Here is a 20425-nt window from a genome sequence, read left to right on the forward strand (position 1 = left end):
GTTCGGGCCGCTGGTCGACGGCCGCCCCCACCCAGCCGCGCAGCCACTGCTCGGTCAGCGCGGAGTCCTCGGGGCCCAGCCGCCATGCGCTCGGGTGCAGCCGTACGGTCGCCCCGCGCTCGGAGAACACCTCGGAGGCCACGGTGACCGCGTCGGGCCCGAGCAGCCCGGCGCGCCGCTGATGGGCGTTGAACGCCTCGGCGATCTCGGCGTCCAGCGGGTCGGTGGGGGTGAGTTCGACGCGTCCGGCGACGGAGAGGGTCAGCAGCGCGGGGCAGCCGGTCCCGGTGCAGGCGTCGGCGAGGGCGACGACCTCCTCGTGGGTGAGGACGTCGAGCAGCGCGGAGGCGGTCACCAGTGATGCTCCGGCCAGCGCGTCCTGGGTCAGCCGGGCCACGTCGCCGCGCCGGGTCTCGACGGTGACGTGGCTGCCGTCGGCGGCGGCGCGGGGGGACGCCACGGCGGCGAAGTGCAGCAGATAGGGGTCGCGGTCGTGCAGGACCCAGTGCTGGGCGCCGTCCAGCCGGGGCGCCAGCCAGCGGCCCATCGACCCGGTTCCGCAGCCCAGGTCGTGCACGACGAGGCCGCCCGCCCGGCCGGGCCGGTCGGCCAGCCGGATCCGCAGCGCGTCGAGCAGGTCCTCCGCACGGGCCGCCGCGTCGGCGCCCTCCCGCAACTGCAGCCATTCGGGCGCGTACCGCGGCGCCTCCTCCGGCCCACCGTCCCGCAGCCGTACGGTGGCCCGCTCACCGGGACGGGCGACGGGCCCGGCACCGGCGATGACGGGCGCGGGCGCGCCGTCGCCGGCGGACCCCGGCGCGTCGGCGCCGACGGCCTCACCCGGATTGCCCGCACCGGCCGCGCTCGCCGAGGCAGCGGCACCGGCCGCGCCCCCGGGGAGCCCGCCCCCGTCCCCCGTACCCGATCCCGTACCGGCCACGGTCTCGGCCTCGGTCTGTCCCTCGCCGACCGCCGAAGCATCGGCCTCCCACGCGCCCTCGGGCCCCCTGCCGCCTCCGGCCACGCGCTCCGCCTCGCTCGCCCCCGGCTGCGCCGGAGTCGGTCCGCCTGTCATCGTCTTCGGGCCGGTCATGCCGCCCTCCTCGGTGATTCGGGAAGTCGCTGGAGAACTCCGGCCAGGCTGCGGGCGGTTGCCGCCCAGCCGTCGAGGGCCGCGCGGCGGCCGCGGGCCGCGGACTTCAGGCGACGCCGTACGTCGGGTTCGCCGAACCAGCCGCGCAGCTCGGCGGCGAGCGCGGCGGGGTCCTCCGGCGGGACGAGGATGCCGGGCACCCCGCCGTCGGGGGCGCGGCCGACCGCCTCGGGCAGCCCGCCGACGTCGGTCGCGAGGACCGGGATGCCCCGGGCGAGGGCCTCGGTGACCGCCATGCCGTAGGTCTCGGCGTAGGAGGTGAGGACCATCAGGTCGGCGGACGCGTAGGAGGCGTCGAGGTCGGCGCCGGAGCGCGGGCCGGTCAGCTCCAGCCGGTCGGCGAGGCCGTGCCGCGCGATCAGTTGCCGCAGGTGGGCGACGTACTCGGGGTCGTGTCCGAGGCCGCCGACGCAGGCGCAGGTCCACGGCAGGTCGCGTACCGCCGCGAGCGCCTCGATGAGCCGGTGCTGGCCCTTGCGCGGTGTGACGGCGGCCACGCACAGCAGGCGGGAGACGCCGTCGGTGCCGGGCGCGAGGGGCGCGATGTCGGCGCCGGGCGCGGCCACGTGCACCCGTTCGGGCGCGAGGCCGTGGTGGGAGACGAGCCGGCGGACCGCCCAGTCGCTGGTGGCGATCACCGCGCCCGCCGCCCGCAGCACCGCGCGTTCGCGGGCGTCGAGGTCGGCGGCGACGGCCGGGGCGAGGCCGGTCTCGTCGCCGAGCGGCAGGTGCACCAGGACGGCGATCCGCAGCCGTTCGGCCTCGGGGACGACGACCTCGGGGACGCCGCAGGCCACCAGCCCGTCGAGCAGGACGGCGCTGTCGTCGGGCAGCTCACGCAGGGTGCGGGCGAGCCCCTCTCGATCCGCCCCGTCGGGCCGCGGCCAGGCGCCGCCGGCGGCGTGCCGGGTGACCTGCCAGCCGAAGCCGGGCAGGTCCAGGCAGACCCGGCGGTCGTAGGCGTTGCCGCCGCTGGGGGCGGCCTGGTCGTCGACGCCGCCCGGCATGACGAAGTGCACGGTACGCAGGGACATGGGGATGATTCCGGCGTTCTCGGCGGGTGCGGACTGCGCGGGCACGTACGTCAGCCGCGTCTTCTCGGCCTTGTGCAGCGTCACCTCGGTCACAGGTCACGCTCGTAACTCGCCCACGCGATGTGCGACTCGTGGAGGGTGACGCCGATGGCCGAGAGTCCCTTGGCACCCTCGCCCAGGGCGCCCTTGTGGACGCGTTCGGCGAGCCGGTCGGCGATGACCTTGGCCAGGAACTCGGTGGAGGTGTTGACGCCGGCGAACTCGGGTTCGTCGTCGAGGTTGCGGTAGTTCAGCTCGGCGGTGATCGCGCCCAGTTCCTGCGTGGCGAGGCCGATGTCGACCACGATGTTGTCCTCGTCCAGCTGTGCGCGGCGGAACGTCGCGTCCACGAGGAACGTGGCGCCGTGCAGTCGCTGCGCGGGCCCGAAGACCTCGCCGCGGAAGCTGTGGGCGATCATGATGTGATCGCGGACGGTGATGCTGAACAACGGACGACCCTCCAGGTGCGGCGCGTCTGGTCCCCCTCGCCCTTGCCTGCCGGGGGATGCCGAGTAGTACGGCTCTTCGCTTCCCCGTGTTCAGCGTCCTCTCACCCTTTTCTCAGGTCAGACCGCTGCCGCCGTACCGGATGCGGTGGCAGAGCGCGGGGATCTCCCCGGAGGCGAGTTTCGGCATGACGTCGGGCAGTTCGTCGAAGGCGCTCTCCCCCGTGATGAGGGCGTCCAGCGCGGGGTCGGCGAGCAGGTCGAGGGCGAGGGCCATCCGGTCGGCGTAGCCGCGCCCCGGACGGGCGGCCGGGGACACGGTGCCGACCTGGCTGCTGCGCAGGCCGAGCCGCCGGGAGTGGAAGGCCTCACCCAGCCGGAGGGAGACGCGGCGGTCGCCGTACCAGCTGAGTTCCACCACCGTACCTTCGGGTGCGAGGAGTTGGAGGGCGCGCTCCAGGCCGGCGTCGGTGGCGCTGGCGTGCACGACGAGGTCGCAGTCGCCGAGGGCGTCGGCGGGCGTGGCGAAGTCGACGCCGAGCGCCTCGGCGGTCTTCGCGCGGGCCGGGTCGGCGTCGACGAGCTGCAGCCGGATGCCCGGGAAGCGGGCGAGCAGCGCGGCCACCGAGCAGCCGACCATACCGCCGCCGACCACCGCGATCCGGTCGCCGATGAGCGGCGCCGCGTCCCACAGGGCGTTCACGGCGGTCTCCACGGTCCCCGCGAGCACGGCCCGTTCGGCGGGCACCCGCTCGGGCACCACGGTCACGGCGCTCACCGGAACGGCGTAACGGCTCTGGTGCGGATACAGACAGAAGACCGTACGGCCGGTCAGCGCGTCCGGGCCCTCCTCCACCACGCCGACGCTCAGGTAGCCGTACTTCACCGGGCCGGGGAAGTCGCCCTCCTGGAACGGGGCCCGCATCACGGCGTGTTGGCTCTCCGGCACCCCGCCGCGGAAGACGAGGGTCTCCGTCCCGCGGCTCACTCCGGAGTACAGGGCGCGGACCACGACCTGGTCCGCGCCGGGCTCTTCGAGAGTGACGTCGCGCAGCTCGCCGTGGCCTGGTGAGCGGAGCCAGAACGCGCGGGCCGACCGGTTCATCGGCATCCTCCTGAACGATCGGGAAGTTGTTCACGTACCGAGAAGTGCACAGGCCGCGCACAGTACGCGGCGTTGATCGACTCTGTCACTCGGCCGGAGGGTGTGCGGTGGCCCTGAACAACACGTATGACGCGAGGCTCCAGCAGGAGACCGCTGTGGGAGCGGGCGTGCAGATCCTGCTGCTGGCGCTGCTCGGCACGGCGATCGGCATGGGACCGGCCGGCTGGCTGACAGGGCTCGCCTTCGCGTTCGCCACCTGGGCGGTTCTCTCCCGCGCCCTGCACCGCTCCCGGCTCAGCTCCTTCGGCCCGGCGAACCGGGTGACGCTCGGCCGGGCCACCCTGGTCGGCGGGGTGACCGCGCTGGTCGCCGACTCCTTCGAGAGCGCGCCGCCGGTGACGCTGCTGGTCGGTCTCACCGCCGTCGCCCTCCTCCTGGACGGTGTGGACGGCAAGGTGGCCCGCCACACGGGCACCTCCTCCGCGCTGGGCGCGCGCTTCGACATGGAGGTCGACGCGTTCCTGATCCTGGTGCTGAGCGTGTACGTGGCCATGCAGCTGGGGCCGTGGGTGCTGCTGATCGGCGGGATGCGCTACGGCTTCGTGGCCGCCGCCCGCGTGGCCCCCTGGCTGAACGCCCCGCTGCCGCCGTCCTTCGCCCGCAAGACCGTCGCCGCGATCCAGGGCGTCTGCCTGCTGGTGGCGGGCGCCGAGCTCCTCCCCCACCTGGCGAACCTCGCGATCGTCCTACTGGCGCTGGGCTCGCTGCTGTGGTCCTTCGGCCGGGACGTGCTGTGGCTGTGGCGCACGTCCCGCACCGTGGCGGAGGTACCGGTGGAGCCCCGGCTGCTGGAGCTGGCGGCCCGCTGAGCGCCGTACCTTGCGCGGGGCGAACCTGTGAGGGCGCCTCAGCGCCGGCCGGAGGCCGGCTGCTCGAGAAGAACGGCGACGCCGGTTCCGCCACCCTGTGGTCGGTGGCCTGACCCTGGTGATCAGGTCCCGCTGGTTGGTTGTCCGGGGAATCCGCCCGGGCCGGGACAGTTGATTCGTTGTCCGGTGAATCCACCGGGGCCGGGACGGCGGCAAGGGCAGGGGCCCGGACCGTTACTCGGTCCGGGCCCCTGCCCGTTGATGCGACGGCGAGGCGTTACTGCTGCTGCCCGCCCCCGGACCTGCTCCGTACGATCGCGAACGCGGCGGCCGCGAGGCCGAGGACGCCGACGACCAGACCGGCGATACCGAGCCCGCGGGCGGTGGAGTCGCCGGCGTCGGTCGCCTTGGCGGCGGCGCCGCTCCTGGCCGTGGCGGGTGCCGCGGAGGCGTCACCGGCCGTCAGCTTGAGCACTGGCGCCGGGTTCTCCGGCTCGTCGTCGCCGGAGGCGGGCGCCTCGATCCAGCGGACGACCTTGCCGTCGGAGTAGGTCTGCAGCGTCTTGAACACCAGCTGGCCCGTGTCGTCGGGCAGCTGCCCGAAGGCGACGTCGAAGTCCTCGTACTGCCCGGCGCCGATCTTCCCTCCGGTGAAGGTGATCTCGGAGGCGGCCTCGGTGATGGTGCCGTCGTCGGTCTTGACCGGCGTCTTGAGCTTGGTGGTGGTGACCTTGGCGGTCCAGCCGTCCTGCGGGTGGACCAGGACGCCGAGGACGGGGTGGTCGGTGGGCAGGAAGACCTGGACCTTGGTCGTGGAGGCGCTGTCCTCCTCGTTGGGGACGCGGAAGGTCAGCACGCCGTCGGTGGCGCCCTTGGCGTAGCTCTCGGGGTGGACGGTGACATGCGCGGAGGCGGCACCGGCGGCGAGCAGGACCGAGGCGGCGGCGACGGCGGTGACGGTTCCGGCACGGCGCAGCGTGATGCGTGACATGGACATGGGTGTGTCGATCTCCGTACGAGTGACGTGTGAGGGGTGTCAGATCGAGTACGGGATCGCGGCCGGGGGCCCACGCCGGGTGACCGCGTGCCGCAGCGGGGCCCGCGGGGGCGACTCGGGTCCGGCCGGGGCGCGCAGCACCGGGCCGGCCGGGGCGGGCAGCGAGGCGTCCCGCCACCAGGCGACGAGGCCGGGCACCAGCGCGGCGGTGCGCCGCAGCAACGACCACAAGGCGGCCTCGCCGCGCCGCAGCCACCAGGAGGCGACGAGAGCGGCGAGGAGGTGGGCGAGGGTGGCGTGGGCGGTCGTATGGGCGTGCATCGCCTGTGCGGGCATACCGGGCATGTCTGCCATGCCGTCCGGGTGCATACCGCGGTGGGCCGCGCCGAACGCCAGGTGCAGCCCCGCCTGGGTCAGCAGCATGGCCGCCCCGATACCGGGCAGCGACCGCTCCCGCCCGCCGAGTGGCCAGCCGAGCGCGAACACGCTGAGGAACCCGGCCGCGTCGGCCCACAGCGGCGGCATGTCACCCATGGCGAGCCCGTGCCCGGCGACAGCGAGCAGCACGCACACCGCAGCGAACATCGCGATGCGCAGGCTCCGCACGGCCGGGGACACGTTCACCTGAGGGATCCTCCCACGGCCGGGGATACGTCGCGTAGCAGCGTGCGGTTCAGTCACCGCCCGATATGAACCGCGCGGCCGCGTCGCTTGTCCGAGATGATCGCGGCGAGCAAGCCGAGTCGGTGCGTACGCCGAACGCACCAGGCGCGCGGGGCTCGGGCATCGGTCATCAGCCGCGCATCAGCTCGCCCGGACCGACCTGGGCCAGCAGCGGTGGCTCGATCTCCCCCTCATAGGCCAAGTGGAGCTCGCGCCGATCACGGGGTGGCCAGCACGTAGTAGGTCATCCGCAGGGCCGCCGAGGTGGGATCAGTAGCCGCGTCGGTGTGCGCGTCGGGGATGACGACCGTGTCGAACCCCAGCCCTTTCGCGCTGGCACGGTGGACCAGGACGATACCCGGGCGGGCGAGGTCCAGGGTGCGGTAGCGGCCCTTCACAGCCTGGGACGTGTACAGCTGGGGCTTCAGCCATGGCGCTCTGTTCTCCAGGCTGCCCAGCAGGGAGAACTGCGTGTGCCGGGAACTGGAGCGGCACTGCTGTGCAGTCCGTACGGCGGACGGTGGGACGGGTCTCGCGAGCGGGCACGCCGCGATGGCCGACATCTCGCGGCTCACCCAGGCGCTCTTCCGCGGCAAGACGTGGGAAGTCCTCAGTGAGTCAGCCGTCACCAAGGTCTCCACGCAGTTCGCGAAGGCGTTCGGCTTCCGTCTCACCAAGAAGGGCCTCGGCAAGGCCGTACCCGCATTCGGGATCGTCGTTGGAGGCACCCTCAACTGGACCACTCTGGAGGGAACACCACACGTCCGAGGTCGCGCGTCCGGAAGCATCCGTGCGTGGTGTAGACGAAGATCTCGTCGCTCTCCTCCAGTGCACGGGAGGTACGGGCCACTCGACGGACGACGGCTCACGAGCAGGAGGACCGTCTCCGTCATCGTCCTGGTCGTCTTACAACCCCGCCTTCGCCAGCAGTACTGGCAGCGCCTCGGGCTTCACCTTCTGCACCGACCTCACCTGTCCGAGGCCCAGTTCCTCCCGGCTGACCGGACTGCCGTACAACGCGTCCGTCGCCTCCGGCAGCAGGGTCACCTCGACTCGGTACGAGAACTCCGGGTCCTCCGGATCCTCGTACGGCGCCGCGTCGACCTCGGCCACCGCAGCGACAGCCGATTCCGGCGCGCTGAAGAAGAACCACAGGCGGTCGCCTTCGCTCATACGGTTTCGCCGGCTGAGCCACAGGTCGAGTTCGGGTTCTGCCCGCGCGAGTCTGCGGATCGTCTCCTTGTCCGAAGGTTCCCCGTCCAGCGTGTCCTTGTCGGGTTGAGGATGTAGATCCAGTCTTCCACGCTTCCCCCAACTGCCTCCGTCACCTTGGCCCCGCGAGTACGGAGCCGCCCCTGCCGTCCATCGTGTCAGCCGACAGAGCCGCCCGTACATGAATGACCAACACCTGGCGGCGGGTTCGCCCTCGTCCGGCATCATGGCGGCATGACAGGTGGGGCGGATGTGCGCGCGGCGGCGGGCCGGTTCGATCGGGCGGCCGTCGCTGAGACGGAATCGGCAGCCGAGGAGGAGCGGGAGCGGGTACTGTCCCGGTTCCCGTTGGAGGGCTGGGGGACGCTGCCACTTGAGCGCTATGCGCTCGGGCAGCCTGCGCCCGCCGGGGCGGAATCGACGTACTGCCGGTTGCTTGAGTTCCTCACACCGAACCTGGGGAGTATCAAGGGCGGCAGCGCCGCGAAGCACATCATGTACCGCCACAACTCGGGTGAGTGGCGCCTGGCGGCTCCCTTGCGTGGCATGGAACCGCAGGACGCCTGGAGGGAACTTCGCGGACAGTTCGTACAGGCCTTCGACGCTGTAGCGGCGGGTGATTTCGAGGCCTTGGACGACCTTGAAGTGCTCCGCTTCGGGCCGACCTTGGTGACGAAGTCACTGGCGACCTACTTCCCCCAGCACTTTCTGCCCATCTATGCGGGGGAACATCTACGCCAGTTCATCACCCGGTTGGGTGGCTCGGCGCAAGGTGACGCACCGGCATGGCGGAGCAATCGCCGCCTGATGGAACTCGTCGGATCCTGTGAGGAGTTCGAAGGCTGGACGGGCCAGGAGGTGATGCGCTTCCTGTACGAACGGTTCGACCCGCGTCCCCGCCACCGCACCATCTGGAAGATCGCCCCTGGCGAGCGGGGCAGGCTGTGGGACGAGTGCCGGGAGAGCGGGTTCATCTGCGTCGGCTGGGATGAACTCGGGGACCTCGCCCTTTACCAGAGTGACACGGATCTGAAGCAGGCGCTGGACGCACACTGGCCTGACAAAAGGGGAGGCAGCCTGACCCTCGCCCGTCGCCTGCTGGCCTTCCGGGACTTGGAACAGGGCGACCGGATCGTCGCCAACAGAGGGGTGGACGAGGTCCTGGCGACGGGTACGGTCAGCGGGAGTTACCGCTTTGAGGACTCGGACACTCGCAAGGAGTTCCAGCACGTCGTCCCGGTGGTCTGGGATGCGTCCCACGCGCAGAAGCTGCCCGAGCCTCAGCAGTGGCGGTCCACCTTCGCCCGAGTCGCCCCTTCTCTCTTCGCAAGGATCGTCGGCCAGCGGGCCGACTCCCCGCAGAACACAAATCCCGCCGAAGCAACCGCTCCGGTCACCCTGCCCGAGGACATTCAGGCCGTCCTGGACGCCCTTGAACGCAAGGGCCAGGTGATCCTGCACGGGCCGCCCGGCACCGGCAAGACGCGACTCGCCCTCGGCGTCGCCCTCGCCCTGGCCGGCCGCGCGGACGTACTCGACGGCTCGGAACCGGAGCGACGTCTTCAGGCGCAGGCCGAGGTGGTCAGCGGTGACCGGGTACGGCTGGTCACCTTTCACCCCTCGTACGGATACGAGGATTTCGTCGAGGGCTTCAAGCCCGACCTTGACGCCAAGGGTTCCGGGCTCACCCTCGACCTCGCGGACGGCCTGTTCCACACACTGTGCAGCCGTGCCGCCGACCGTCCTGACCAGACCTTCCTCCTGATCATCGACGAGATCAACCGCGGTGATCTGCCGAGGATCTTCGGCGAGTTGATCACTCTCCTCGAACTCGACAAAAGGAACCTGCCCGTCGATCTGCCGGTCAGCAAGCGCAGCTTCTCCGTGCCGGCGAACGTCCGGATCATCGGCACGATGAACACGGCAGACCGGAGCATCAGCCACCTGGACGCCGCGGTGCGCCGCCGCTTCGCTTTCCTGCCCGTGCCGCCCGACCCGGACGCAGTGTCGGGAACGGTCGGCCCACTCGACCTGGCGGCCTTCTTCGAGTCCCTCAACAGCCGTATCGCCCGCCATCTGGACCCCGATCACCAGATCGGGCACGCCTACCTGATGCGCGACGGGGAGCCGCTCGCCACCGAGGAGGACCTGGCCGCCGCCTTCCACCACGAGGTGGTCCCGCTCCTGGAGGACTACTGTCTCGGCCGGGCCGACCTGCTCCACCGCATCCTCGGCGGCCTGGTCGACGAGGGCACCGGACGATCCGTCGTCATGTCCCCGCAGGATCTACCCGACGCGCTGGCGACCGAATTCACCAGCGGCGCGACGGGGCCTGACGCCTGACCACCGCCCCGAGGTCCGGCTCGGCGAGTACGAGTCCACCGAGTTGGGCACCGACCAGCTCACCGCCGCGGACATCGCCCGGCTGCACGCCCTCCAGGCCCGCGGCTGTCTCAGTCTGACCGCGGGCCGCACAGGATGGCGCCTCAAGGCCGAGGCCACCGTCGGTGTACTGACCCTGGACCGCGTCCGGCTGGTCGTCGAGCCGAAGTTCGCCATCGAGGGCGAGCAGCTGATGACCTGGCTCGCCTACGCGCTGCACGCCCCTGTGCCGACGACGGCCAGGCGCTGGTCCACCGGCCCCGACGGTTACGCCGACCTCGTCGTCGCCGCGCTGTTGGAGGAGTGCGAGAAGCTCCTCCGGGAAGGGCTGCGCCGGGACTACGTCCGCCGTCAGAGCCTCGAACCGGTACTGCGAGGGCGCCTGGACTTCGCCGCGCAGGCCACCCGCCACTTCGGGCAACTGGATCAGCTGCATGTCCGCACCTTCGGCAGGGAGGCGGACATCTGGGACAACCGCGTCCTGGGTGTCGCGCTGCACGCCGCGCTGAGCCTGACGACCGACTCCCGACTGGCCCGTGCCCTGCACGGCATCGCCGACGCGTTTCCGCATTCCGGCACGCCCGCCGCCGCATTGCGCGCACTCGAGCGCACCCAGTACACGCGTCTCAACGCCCGGTACCGTCCCGCTCACACCTGGGCCCGCCTGCTGTTGCGCGGCGGCGGCGTGACCGACCTGCTGACCGACCGGGGCACCACAGCGGGCGGCCTCCTGCTGGCCATGCCCATGCTCTGGGAAGCCGTCGTCCGACGACTCGCCACTGAGGCCGCCTCGCGGTACGGCGGCCGCCCTGTTCCCGGTCATGGAGGGATGGGCATCACCGTCCGCGGTGACTTGGGCAAGACCTCGACGTTCCGCCCCGACCTCCTGCTCAGCCTCCCCCGCCCCGACGCGGACGCACCTGTCCTGCTGCCCGTCGACGCCAAGTACAAGCGGTACGACCGCCATGGTGTCAGTGCCGGGGACATCCACCAACTCCTGACCTACAGCGCCGGCTACACGCCCGCCGACGCCCCGAGGGCGGTCATCGTCCATCCCCAGCCCGGCGGGCACGCTCGACGCACTCTGCGGATCGGGGCCCCTCAGCGCAGTCTCGGCCTCCTCCACGTCCTCGGGGTCGACACCCATGCCCAGCCGGAGCAAGCAAGTATGTGGCTGCGGACGGCGCTGCCATCGATGCTGTAGTCGGCTCGCCCCGGACACGTGCCCGAGCGGCGCCCGCTCACAACGGCGGCTTGCTGCCCGGCACCCAGTCGAAGCCGAAGCCATATTCCCGGTCGATGAGCTGCTGGTTCGACAGCCACGGCCGGGCGGTGAACCAGCGGACCTCGCGTCGTAGGTCGAGTGTGTCTTCTCCCGGGGTCAACTGCGCGATGGCGCATGCGGTGGCACCGGCCGGGGAGTCGTCGAGATGGATGCGCCAGGTGCCGCTCGGCGCGCTGACGGTGACGACCCCTCCGAGCGTCCGGAAGTCGGCCGCGCCCTCGTAGATGTAGACGTAGACGAGGAGTTTGGTGAACTCGCGGCGATGCTCAAGGCTGATGCGGAGGGTTTCCCCGTCGGAGGTCTCGCCGGTCCGGTCGTCCTGGTCGATGCTGACGTAGGGCCAGGTGTCCAGGCTGCCCCACGTCTCGCCGAGGGGCTGCACAGCGGTGCCCGTGCCGTCGCGCGTGAGGACCATGCAGCCCACGTCGAGGTCGGCTTCGGCGGTGACCGACCAGTTGAGGTTCACCTGCAGGATACCCCGGCCGGTGATGTGAGCGCGCGGCGTCTGCTTGGTGAGGTCCACGGTGCGCGTCTGCGGTTCTCGCGGGGGCCGCGTCTCAAGCTCAGGTTGGACGGGCGCCGCTCCTCGACCCAGTTGAATGACCCCCCGTCGCCTTCCGTCACCACTCAACGCAGCCCTCCCTCTACATCACCGATCGGTATCGATGGTTCCCAACACGCCGCACCAGGCATGTGATTCTCGCCTATTGTTGCGCAGGCAGTGAAGAAGATGTGAACATTGTAGGCACCATGTTTGTTGACACGCAGGCGTGGGCGGCAAGGCACCGCCGCGCTGCGTGCACTTGGATCTGCACAGATGGCCCGGTACCGCCGGGCAGGGGTAGGGAATGTTCACGGGGACTCAAATCGACAACGGGGTGGCGGCACGTCATCTCGACGACATGGCGCAGGAACCGCTGCTCGCGCCGCGCGCCGACGAACTGCGCGCACTGGCCCATGCACTCGACTCCGATGACACGGAGGCTCTCGACCCATGGGCCGAGCTCGATCTCATGGGGCATTTCGTACGGCCTGAGAGCATCGCGGAGAGCGCACAGGGTGACCGCAAGGGACGGTTCGACTCCATCCTGGACTGGATTCTCGGCGCCCTCGTCTTTCTGCCTCTGCTCTTCACCTGGTTCGGTCTCTGGCAGGCCTCGAGCGCCTACGGAGCACTCACTGGGGACGACCCCAAGGCAGCGGGCCGGCCGTTCCTCCAGCTGTGGCAGTCCGGGTTCGACGGGCACCTGGGTAACACGTTTCGGTTCGGGCACGTCGCCGTAACGGGATGTCTGACGTTGGGGATGCTGTTCGTCCTCACGGCGGTCCACGGCTACCGGCGCACCGCCGCCGAACGCAACGAGGAGCAGGCGCGGTGGCGTACCCAGGCGGTCCTCGCCCGTCTCAGCCCGGTTCTGACGCATGCGCAGCTCTGTCTCAACCGGCATCGTGTCGCCTCTCCGCAACGATTCGCGGCAGAGCTCAACTCGGCGGCCGGACGACTCCAGCGGATGCACTCCAAGGCCATCGCCACGCAGGAGGAACTCACCCGCGCCGCGGAACTCGTGGGCGAGGCCATGGACAAGGCGGAGCAGCGCCTCTCCCAGGCCGAGTCGTACGTGCGGCCGATCGAGCAAGTGGTGAAGCAGATCGAGGAGACCGTCCGGGACAGCGGTACGGCCATCCAGACCGCTGTTCAGGATCTCGCCGACCCGGTGACGCAGGCGGGGCGTCAACTGGCCGACGCAGTGAGCGGGCAGACCGGCGTGCTCGACAAGGCGTTGGAAGACCTGCGAGCGGCCGGCGACGCGATGCGCGACGTCCTCGCTCGTGCCGCGGACCGGCTGGAGTCGGCGGTGGGTGACAACGGCGAACGCGTTCGCGGCGCGCTGTCCGACGCCGCTCGGCAGGTCGAGGACTCCCTGACCCTGCTGGCCGCCTCGCAGCGTGGGTTCACCACGGGCATCGAGGTTGTCTCGGACGTCAACGGCCGGCTGCTCAACGATCTCGGCGCGGTGGCCGAGCGCTCCAGCGAGGCGGCGGAGATCTCTCGCGAGGCGCTGCTGGGCATCGAGGCCCGCAGCCGTGCACTGCACGACGCTGCCGACCGCTTCGCGAGCGTCACCGACGCCTTGGCGCGGGCGCTCAGTGAGACGGAAACCGCGCGGGCCGACGTGGCTTCGGCACGAGCGGACGCGGAGGCAGCGCGGGTCGGGGCCGAGGCGGCCCAACGACGTGCCGAGGGCGAACTGCGGCGCGCGGAGGAGGAGCTGCGGCAGGCGAGGGAGTTGCAGGCCGGGATCGGATCGGCACGGTGAGCCCTCGCAAGCCGAGCTTCAGGTTCAACCCCCTGCACCTGGCCGGTTGGCTCTTCGCCGACATGCTGCTCGTGCTCGCTCTGGTGTCCATGGGCGACCGGGGCGATCCGCTGGCCGCCCGCGCCGCCGCTCACCCGTCGGCGTCGGCCGACGCCAAGCCGAGTCCGACGCCGACGGGGCCGCGGTCGGTGGAGCGCAAGCCGGTGAAGCTCCATGTGACGGCCGATTCGGGTGACACCACGCGGATGGTGACAGAGCTGCGTGCTGCCACCGCCCGTTACAAGGGGCGCGCCGCAGCCTTCGTGCTGACCTTCGGCAAGGCCCCCGAACCCGGAGCCGGCCAGGCGTACGCCCGCGAGATCAACAAGTCCCTGCACACGGCACGGCCGGACATGTTCGTCGACGCGACGACACGGGACTTCTGGAACGGCGGCGTCTCCGGCGCGGCCGATCTGGAGCTCTACTTCTACACCCGGTGACGGCAAAGCCGCCGCCACACCGTCTTCTTGAGCTCAGGAGAGTCCATGCAGATCCTTCCCTTCTACATGGTGTGTGACGAGTCCGGTTCCATGGCCGGAGGTGGCGTGGACGCCATCAACTCGGCACTGCCCGACCTGCACCAGGAGATCAGCACCAACCCGAGCGTCGCGGACAAGACCCGCTTCGCGCTGATCGGTTTCTCCACGCAGGCCTCCGTGCTTCAGCCGCTCGCCGACCTGAGCGAGCTGACGCAGCTGCCGTCCCTGTCGGCCGGCGGAGTCACCTCCTTCGGAGCCGCCTTCCGCCTGCTGAAGAACACCATCGAGAGGGACGTCGCGGAGCTGAAGGCCGACGGTCACGACGTGTACCGGCCGGTGGTCTTCTTCCTCTCCGACGGCATCCCCACGGACGAGGGCTGGCGCACGGACCTCAAGGAACTGAACTCGTTCCGCTACGCGCCGAAGATCATCGCCTTCGGTATCAGCGACGCCGAACGGTCCACCATCACGGAGGTGGCCAACTTCAAGGCGTTCATTCAGCAGGACGATTCCATCTCCCCGGCCATGGCCATCCGGGAGTTCGCCTCAAGCCTCACCCGCTCCATCGTCAGCTCGGCGACCAGCATGGCCGCCCAGGGCGGCGAGGGCTTCGAGCTTCAGGTCGAGGAGCAGATCCCCGGCTTCACCAGCCTCTCCCTGGACAAGCTGTGAGCGGCCCGGTGAGTTTCGAGAAGTCGGGCGACGCGGGGCAGGATGCCGGGAACGCAGGCCGCGTCCCCGGCGGCAACGACATCGACGCCTACTATGCGACCCTGCCGCCCGGGATCGTCGCGCACGACACGATTCCCCAATTCGCGGCGCATGAGTTGCCTGCGCCCCAGGCGCCGGAACGCCTCGTGAAGGCTCCGGATGCCGGCGATGGCATTCTGCGCGGAGTACCCGATCATGTCGGTCACCGACCTCCCAGCTATCCGCCGCATCCTCTGTCACGGCCCTCAATTCGGGACGGAGACGAGTTCGCCGCTTTCACCTCTGCCGTCCAAGTGGACGGAGCTCAGGTAGGGCTCATCACCGTGCGGGCGGCTTCGGTGCGCGGTGACTCCCACAACTGGGAGGGAAGTTGCCGCCAGGACGCCATGACCGTGGTACGTATCGGCCCTCCGCAAGCCGAGCTGCTTCTGCTGGCGGTCGCAGACGGGGTGGGATCGGCGAAGGCGTCGCACGTCGGTTCCTTCCGCATCACGCGCCAAGCGGCCATTCACCTGGACCGGGAGGCGGAAAGCATTCATGCGGCCCTGAGCGCCCAGGACGAAGGGGAGCTGCGGGCAATCGCCAACAAGGCGATCGCCGGCGCAGTCAGCGAATCGCGTCTCGGCCCGGAGCACTCCACCACGTTGCACGTCCTGCTGGTTCCGACGGACGCCCGCATCCGCGAGCGCGTCGTCTTCAGCGTCGGCGACGGCGGCCTGTTCGTCCTGCGGGGCGATCACTGGGAACACGGCAACCCGGCCGGGGACAGCAGCCTCCTCGACACCCGCACCGAGGCGCTTCCCCACGCCTACCGCAGCGTCAAGTCCATGATGTTGCGTACGGTCCCGGGCGAAGTCCTCCTCCTCGGCACCGATGGCATCACCAACCCCCTGACCCAGAAGGACCCGGGGTTCGCCGACCACCTCGCTCACGCCTGGGGCGGCCCTGAGATTCCCTCGCTGTCCGACTTCCTGTGGCAGGCGCAGACACGGGCCAAGTCCTACGACGACGACCGCACCGTCATCTGCGTGTGGGAGGACGGAGCATGAGCGCGGAGGACGGGACGGACGTCACTCGTGCGTCGCTCGCGCTGCGGGACCGGGTCGGCAGCGGAGGCCAGGGTGACGTGCACGCTCTGGCCGAAGGGTCGCTGCTCTTCAAGGAGTACAAGGACCCGTCCAAGGTCAACGGTGGTGCCCTCGCCGACCTGGTCGCGTTCCGGCAGAGCCTCGGCCAGTCCGACCGGAGCCGCCTGGATTCTCTTGCGGCCTGGCCGCTGTGCCGGGTGGTCGAGGGCAATCGGGTGCTCGGCTTCCTGATGCGGCGCGCCCCGGCCGACATGACGTGGCGCACCGCTGCCAGGTCCACGAAGCTGCTCGAACTGCAGTATCTGATCAGGCAACCCAAGTTGGCCTGGCAGGAGGTGGGGCAGCCGACTCCGGAGCAGCGCAGAGCTCTGGCTCTGGCCTGTGTGGAGGCCATCAGCTGGTTCCACAGCGCCGGGCTCGTGATAGGGGACATCTCGCAGGCCAACGTGCTGTGGTCGCTCACCCCAGGCACCGCCGTCCATTTCCTGGACTGCGACGGCTTCCGCCGGGTGGGACGTGCGCCCGTGCAGGCCCAGGCCGGTACTCCCGACTGGAACGATCCGCTGGTGCCGTCGACCGAGGCGTCGGTGGACACGGACGCGTACAAGACGGCACTCGTGCTGGGACGCATCCTGGCTCAGGAGCCTTATGTCGCACCGGGGCAGGAGTTGGAGCTCGTCACCGACTGTCTGAACGGCCGCCAGGATGCCGCGGTGCGTAGGCTCTTCTCGCAGGCCGCCGGCGAGCGCGGTACCCGTCCCCGGCCGAGCGAGTGGCAGACCGCGTTGAGCGACCGCGGCACGATCACGCTGACCGCGGCCGCACCCAGGCCCCGGCCGGCCATCGACCACACTGTCCTGGACGGGACGCGGATCCGAACCCCGATCAGCCTGCGAGCACCAGGGCAGTAGTGAGACGCCCGGCACTTCCCCAGCGCTGGAAGGCGAAGGGTGTCGGGCGGCGACCTACCCTTTCATCCGAGCCGGCTGTTGAGGGGATCGATCAGCATGGCCGATGACCACACGCAGTAGACGGAGTTCTGGCTGCGGCTGCCGAACCGTGAACCGTACGCCCGCGGGCTGTTCTCTCCGAGAAAGGCGTGAACGGCAGACATCGAATGCAATTCCCCGTCGGCTGCCGGGTCCAGATCCTGCCGCTGCTGGAGGAACACCACTACGGCGAGGGCGTGGACGTCGAGAACCTGGTGGCCGGCAGGGCCGTGGTGGCCAGTGCGGCGAGCAGGCCCCGCGGGACTCGAGATGGCATGTCGCCCTCCTTGTGGGGTGGAGGGACCCTGCGCTTCAGGACCATGCGGCAGGCCGGAGGCACGGGCTCCCGCTCGCGTGCCCCCGGGGTCCGGGCCGGGCTCAGGCGGCCCGGCGTGCTCGGCCGCGGTGGACGCGGACGATGTCCGCGTACCGGTGTCCGCTGCCCTTGATCGTGCGCACCTGGGTGCCGTAGTCGACGTGGACCAGGCCGAAGCGCTTGTCGTAGCCGTAGGCCCACTCGAAGTTGTCCAGCAGGGACCAGGCGAAGTAGCCGGCGAGCGGGGCGCCCTTGCGGGCGGCCGAGGCGCAGGCGGCGAGGTGGTGTTCCAGGTACTCCTGACGCTCGGGATCGTCGATGCTGCCGTCGGGGCGTACGACGTCGGGGAAGGCGGAGCCGTTCTCGGTGACGTGGATCCTGCGGGCGCCGTACTCCTCGGTGAGCCGGAGCAGCAGGGTCTCGATGCCGCTCGCGTCGATCTCCCAGTCCATGCCGGTGCGCGGGACGCCCTCGCGGCGGACGGAACGGGCGTACGGCGCCGGGCCGTTGGGGTCGTCGGCGACGTAGGCCGGGAAGTAGTAGTTCAGGCCCAGCCAGTCCAGGGGCGTCGCGATCGTCGACAAGTCGCCTTCGTAGAGCGTGAGTTCGACGTTGTAGGTCTCGGTCATGTCGGCCGGGAAGCCGCGGCCGTGCACCGGGTCGAGCCACCAGCGGTTGACGTGGCCGTCGTGCCGGTGCGCGGCCGCCACGTCCTCGGGGCGGTCGGTGGCCGGGTGCACGGTGGAGAGGTTGTTGACGATGCCGATCTGGGCGTCGGGGGCGGCGGCGCGGACCGCCTGCGTGGCGAGGCCGTGGCCGAGGAGCAGGTGGCAGGAGGCGCGCACGGCGGCGGTGAGGTCCGTCCAGCCGGGGGCCATCGTGCCCTCGTAGTGGCCGATCCAGGCCGAGCAGGACGGCTCGTTGAGCGTGGTCCAGAGCTTGACGCGGTCGCCGAGGCGGTCGGCGACGGTGGACGCGTACTCGGCGAACGCGAAGGCGGTGTCCCGCTCCGGCCAGCCGCCGCGGTCCTGGAGCACCTGCGGCAGGTCCCAGTGGTAGAGGGTGACGGACGGGGTGATGCCCGCCGTAAGGAGGGCGTCCACCAGCTCGTCGTAGAAGGCGAGCCCCTTGGGGTTCGCCGGGCCCACCCCGCCGGGCACCACGCGCGGCCAGGCCACGGAGAGCCGGTAGGCGTTCAGGCCCAGGCGGCGCATCAGGCCGATGTCCTCGCGCCAGCGGTGGTAGTGGTCGCAGGCGACGTCGCCGTTGTCGTCGTTGGCGATCTTCCCGGGGGTGTGCGAGAAGGTGTCCCAGATGGAGGGCGAGCGGCCGTCCTCGGTGACGGCGCCCTCGATCTGGTACGCCGCTGTGGCCGTGCCCCACAGGAAGTCGTGCGGGAGTGCGGCGAGGTCGATGCGGTCGGACACGGAAGTCCCTTCGGAATACGGGGTGTCGGTCACTTGACGGCGCCTGCCGTCAGTCCGGCGACGAGATAGCGCTGCAGCAGCAGGAAGCCGGCCACCACGGGCACGCTGACGACCAGCGAGGCGGCCATGATCTGGTTCCAGTAGACGTCGTTGAGGGTGGAGTAGCCCTGGAGGCCGACGGCGAGGGTGCGGGTGGTGTCGTTGGTCATGACGGACGCGAAGAGCACCTCGCCCCACGCGGTCATGAAGGCGTACACGGCGACCGCGACGATCCCGGGGATCGCGGCCGGTACGACGATCCGCAGCAGCGCGCCGAGCGGGCCGCAGCCGTCCACGAGCGCCGCCTCGTCCAGGTCGCGCGGCACCGAGTCGAAGTAGCCGATCAGCATCCAGATCGAGAACGGCAGGGAGAAGGTGAGGTAGGTGATGATCAGGCCGCCGCGGGAGCCGAACAGGGCGATGCCGGTGGCGTTGCCGATGTTGACGTAGATGAGGAAGAGCGGCAGCAGGAAGAGGATGCCGGGGAACATCTGCGTCGACAGCACGGTGACCGTGAAGACGCGCTTGCCCCGGAATTCGTAGCGGCTGACCGCGTACGCGGCGAACACCGCGATCACGACCGAGCAGACGGTCGCCGAGCCGGCCACGACGAGCGAGTTCACGAAGTAGTGGGCCAGCGGGACCGTCGACCAGATGTCGATGTACGGGCGGATCGTCAGCCCGCTCGGCAGCCAGCGGAACTTGCCGGTGACGTCCGCGAGCGGCTTCAGCGAGCTGGAGACCATCACGTACACCGGGATCAGCACGAAGCCGGTGAGCAGGGTGAGGAAGGCCCGCCGGGACCACAGGAACGAACGCGGCGGCGCCATGGGCGAGTCAGACATCGGCGGTCCTCCGCCCGCGTGAGGTGAGGAGCAGGTAGCCGCCCGTGACGACGAGCAGGAAGAGCAGCAGCAGGACGGACATGGCGGAGCCGGTGCCGAAGTTCCAGGTGACGAAGGACGCCTGGTAGATGTGGACCGAGATGAGGTCGGCGGCCTCGGGGGCGGACTTGCCGAACAGGACGTACGGCGTGTTGAAGTCGTTGAACGTCCACAGGAACAGCACCAGGACCAGCACCTGGTTGACCGGGCGCAGCGACGGCAGGGTGATGCGGCGGATCTGCTGCAGCATCCCGGCGCCGTCCAGGGCGGCGGCCTCGTACAGCTCCCTCGGGATGTTCTGGAGTCCGGCCATCACGATGAGGAAGGCGAACGGCCAGCCCTTCCACACCGACACGGTCAGCAGGGCGTAGAAGCTGTTGTCGCCGATGAGCCAGAAGGAGGGCTTGGAGGTGAGGTGCAGCTGGTCGTGCAGGACGTGGTTCACCAGGCCGTTGTCGTGCTGGAACATGAACACCCAGGTGATGACGGCCGTGTAGACGGGCAGTGCGTACGGCACCAGGAACAGGGCGCGCAGCAGGCCCCGGCCGCGGAAGGCGTCCTGCAGGTAGATCGCGGCCGCGGTGCCGATGAGCCAGCACAGCGCGACCGACAGCAGCGTGAAGCCGACGGTGACGAGGAAGGAGTGCAGCAGGGCCTCGCCGACGGGGGCGTCGAAGTTCACCGACACCTTGTAGTTGCCGAGGCCGGTCCAGGGGGCACTCCCCCAGTCGCGGATGTAGAACTGCGTGAGTTCCTTGAAGCTCATCACGATGCCGATGACCATCGGCACCAGGTGGACGAGGAGTTCGAGGAGCAGGGCGGGCAGGAGCAGCAGGTACGGCAGTGAGACGCGACGCAACCGCCCGGCGCGGCGGCGGGGTTCGCGCGCCGCCGCGCCGGGGGAGGTCTCGCCCACGGGCTCCTGATTCCGCAGAGCGGTCGTGGTCATC

General features: G+C 70.4%; 20 protein-coding genes. 8 read left to right on the forward strand and 12 right to left on the reverse strand.

Annotated features, from left to right (window positions below):
• From ACWEN3_RS11615 to ACWEN3_RS11630, 4 genes are all read right to left on the reverse strand, one after another.
• Positions 1-1093 (reverse strand): trans-aconitate methyltransferase (locus ACWEN3_RS11615; protein WP_452968762.1); only part of this gene is annotated, 1093 nt, incomplete at its 3' end.
• On the reverse strand, positions 1090-2280 hold the full coding sequence (locus tag ACWEN3_RS11620) for a glycosyltransferase family 4 protein (RefSeq protein WP_452968765.1): 1191 nt from the start codon (positions 2278-2280) through the stop codon (positions 1090-1092). The genes ACWEN3_RS11620 and ACWEN3_RS11615, both read right to left, overlap by 4 nt.
• Positions 2277-2675 carry a 6-pyruvoyl trahydropterin synthase family protein gene (locus tag ACWEN3_RS11625; RefSeq protein WP_452968768.1) on the reverse strand — a complete coding sequence of 133 codons (399 nt, stop codon included), beginning with the start codon at positions 2673-2675 and terminating at the stop codon, positions 2277-2279. Before ACWEN3_RS11625 ends, ACWEN3_RS11620 begins: the two co-directional genes overlap by 4 nt.
• A 112-nt stretch (positions 2676-2787) precedes the next feature.
• Positions 2788-3777, reverse strand: coding sequence for a zinc-dependent alcohol dehydrogenase (locus ACWEN3_RS11630; protein ID WP_452968771.1), 990 nt, complete (start codon positions 3775-3777; stop codon positions 2788-2790).
• Between the two features lie 107 nt (positions 3778-3884).
• Between ACWEN3_RS11630 and ACWEN3_RS11635 the strand changes: the two genes are divergently transcribed.
• Positions 3885-4646: a CDP-alcohol phosphatidyltransferase family protein gene (locus ACWEN3_RS11635; RefSeq protein WP_452968774.1), complete on the forward strand. Its 762-nt coding sequence runs from the start codon at positions 3885-3887 to the stop codon at positions 4644-4646.
• A gap of 277 nt (positions 4647-4923) precedes the next feature.
• On the opposite strand, the gene ACWEN3_RS11640 is transcribed toward ACWEN3_RS11635, so the two are convergent.
• From ACWEN3_RS11640 to ACWEN3_RS11655, 4 genes are all read right to left on the reverse strand, one after another.
• Entirely contained in the window at positions 4924-5643 is a 720-nt protein-coding gene (locus ACWEN3_RS11640) for a YcnI family protein (protein ID WP_452968777.1), read from the reverse strand.
• A gap of 39 nt (positions 5644-5682) precedes the next feature.
• Positions 5683-6267 (reverse strand): hypothetical protein, encoded by a 585-nt coding sequence (locus ACWEN3_RS11645; RefSeq protein ID WP_452968780.1) that lies wholly within the window; start codon positions 6265-6267, stop codon positions 5683-5685.
• Between the two features lie 257 nt (positions 6268-6524).
• Positions 6525-6881 (reverse strand): hypothetical protein, encoded by a 357-nt coding sequence (locus tag ACWEN3_RS11650; protein ID WP_452968783.1) that lies wholly within the window; start codon positions 6879-6881, stop codon positions 6525-6527.
• A 331-nt stretch (positions 6882-7212) separates the two neighbouring features.
• Positions 7213-7479: a hypothetical protein gene (locus ACWEN3_RS11655; RefSeq protein WP_452968785.1), complete on the reverse strand. Its 267-nt coding sequence runs from the start codon at positions 7477-7479 to the stop codon at positions 7213-7215.
• A gap of 846 nt (positions 7480-8325) precedes the next feature.
• Here ACWEN3_RS11655 and ACWEN3_RS11660 point away from each other — a divergent pair.
• Positions 8326-9861 (forward strand): AAA family ATPase, encoded by a 1536-nt coding sequence (locus ACWEN3_RS11660; RefSeq protein WP_452968788.1) that lies wholly within the window; start codon positions 8326-8328, stop codon positions 9859-9861.
• Positions 9862-9904: 43 nt separating this feature from the next.
• Positions 9905-11104, forward strand: a complete 1200-nt coding sequence (locus ACWEN3_RS11665; protein ID WP_452968791.1) for an McrC family protein — start codon at positions 9905-9907, stop codon at positions 11102-11104.
• A 37-nt stretch (positions 11105-11141) separates the two neighbouring features.
• Here the strand turns inward: ACWEN3_RS11665 and ACWEN3_RS11670 are convergent, their stop codons facing one another.
• Positions 11142-11708 carry a tellurium resistance protein gene (locus ACWEN3_RS11670; RefSeq protein ID WP_452968794.1) on the reverse strand — a complete coding sequence of 189 codons (567 nt, stop codon included), beginning with the start codon at positions 11706-11708 and terminating at the stop codon, positions 11142-11144.
• Between the two features lie 355 nt (positions 11709-12063).
• Here ACWEN3_RS11670 and ACWEN3_RS11675 point away from each other — a divergent pair, with 355 nt between their 5' ends.
• The 5 genes from ACWEN3_RS11675 (at position 12064) to ACWEN3_RS11695 (ending at position 16731) form a co-directional block, all read left to right on the forward strand.
• Positions 12064-13503, forward strand: a complete 1440-nt coding sequence (locus ACWEN3_RS11675) for a hypothetical protein (protein WP_452968797.1) — start codon at positions 12064-12066, stop codon at positions 13501-13503.
• 62 nt (positions 13504-13565) lie between these two features.
• Positions 13566-13982 (forward strand): hypothetical protein, encoded by a 417-nt coding sequence (locus ACWEN3_RS11680; RefSeq protein WP_452968820.1) that lies wholly within the window; start codon positions 13566-13568, stop codon positions 13980-13982.
• A 45-nt stretch (positions 13983-14027) separates the two neighbouring features.
• Complete coding sequence (locus tag ACWEN3_RS11685; protein WP_452968800.1) at positions 14028-14693, forward strand: vWA domain-containing protein; 666 nt, start codon at positions 14028-14030, stop codon at positions 14691-14693.
• A gap of 8 nt (positions 14694-14701) precedes the next feature.
• Positions 14702-15781, forward strand: coding sequence for a protein phosphatase 2C domain-containing protein (locus ACWEN3_RS11690; RefSeq protein ID WP_452968803.1), 1080 nt, complete (start codon positions 14702-14704; stop codon positions 15779-15781).
• Positions 15778-16731, forward strand: coding sequence for a hypothetical protein (locus ACWEN3_RS11695; RefSeq protein ID WP_452968805.1), 954 nt, complete (start codon positions 15778-15780; stop codon positions 16729-16731). Before ACWEN3_RS11690 ends, ACWEN3_RS11695 begins: the two co-directional genes overlap by 4 nt.
• A 456-nt stretch (positions 16732-17187) precedes the next feature.
• Here ACWEN3_RS11695 and ACWEN3_RS11700 read toward each other — a convergent pair whose 3' ends face one another.
• The 3 genes from ACWEN3_RS11700 to ACWEN3_RS11710 are packed head-to-tail and all read right to left on the reverse strand — an operon-like array spanning position 17188 to position 20424.
• Positions 17188-18552: a GH1 family beta-glucosidase gene (locus ACWEN3_RS11700; protein ID WP_452968807.1), complete on the reverse strand. Its 1365-nt coding sequence runs from the start codon at positions 18550-18552 to the stop codon at positions 17188-17190.
• 29 nt (positions 18553-18581) lie between these two features.
• The gene (locus ACWEN3_RS11705) at positions 18582-19421 is read right to left on the reverse strand and encodes a carbohydrate ABC transporter permease (RefSeq protein ID WP_452968822.1); all 840 of its coding nucleotides are present in this window, start codon (positions 19419-19421) and stop codon (positions 18582-18584) included.
• 7 nt (positions 19422-19428) lie between these two features.
• Positions 19429-20424: a carbohydrate ABC transporter permease gene (locus tag ACWEN3_RS11710; RefSeq protein WP_452968809.1), complete on the reverse strand. Its 996-nt coding sequence runs from the start codon at positions 20422-20424 to the stop codon at positions 19429-19431.
• Between the last annotated feature and the right edge of the window lies 1 nt (position 20425).

It is taken from the genome of Streptomyces sp. NPDC004561 (genome assembly GCF_053602155.1).

What these genes read in the sequence shown, in the direction of transcription:
- ACWEN3_RS11685 (WP_452968800.1), top strand. Translation starts at nt 14,028, where the DNA reads ATGCAGATCCTTCCCTTCTACATGGTGTGTGACGAGTCCGGTTCCATG.
- ACWEN3_RS11640 (WP_452968777.1), bottom strand. Translation starts at nt 5,643, where the DNA reads ATGTCCATGTCACGCATCACGCTGCGCCGTGCCGGAACCGTCACCGCC.
- ACWEN3_RS11630 (WP_452968771.1), bottom strand. Translation starts at nt 3,777, where the DNA reads ATGAACCGGTCGGCCCGCGCGTTCTGGCTCCGCTCACCAGGCCACGGC.
- ACWEN3_RS11655 (WP_452968785.1), bottom strand. Translation starts at nt 7,479, where the DNA reads ATGAGCGAAGGCGACCGCCTGTGGTTCTTCTTCAGCGCGCCGGAATCG.
- ACWEN3_RS11695 (WP_452968805.1), top strand. Translation starts at nt 15,778, where the DNA reads ATGAGCGCGGAGGACGGGACGGACGTCACTCGTGCGTCGCTCGCGCTG.
- ACWEN3_RS11705 (WP_452968822.1), bottom strand. Translation starts at nt 19,421, where the DNA reads ATGGCGCCGCCGCGTTCGTTCCTGTGGTCCCGGCGGGCCTTCCTCACC.
- ACWEN3_RS11710 (WP_452968809.1), bottom strand. Translation starts at nt 20,424, where the DNA reads ATGACCACGACCGCTCTGCGGAATCAGGAGCCCGTGGGCGAGACCTCC.
- ACWEN3_RS11680 (WP_452968820.1), top strand. Translation starts at nt 13,566, where the DNA reads ATGCTGCTCGTGCTCGCTCTGGTGTCCATGGGCGACCGGGGCGATCCG.
- ACWEN3_RS11660 (WP_452968788.1), top strand. Translation starts at nt 8,326, where the DNA reads ATGGAACTCGTCGGATCCTGTGAGGAGTTCGAAGGCTGGACGGGCCAG.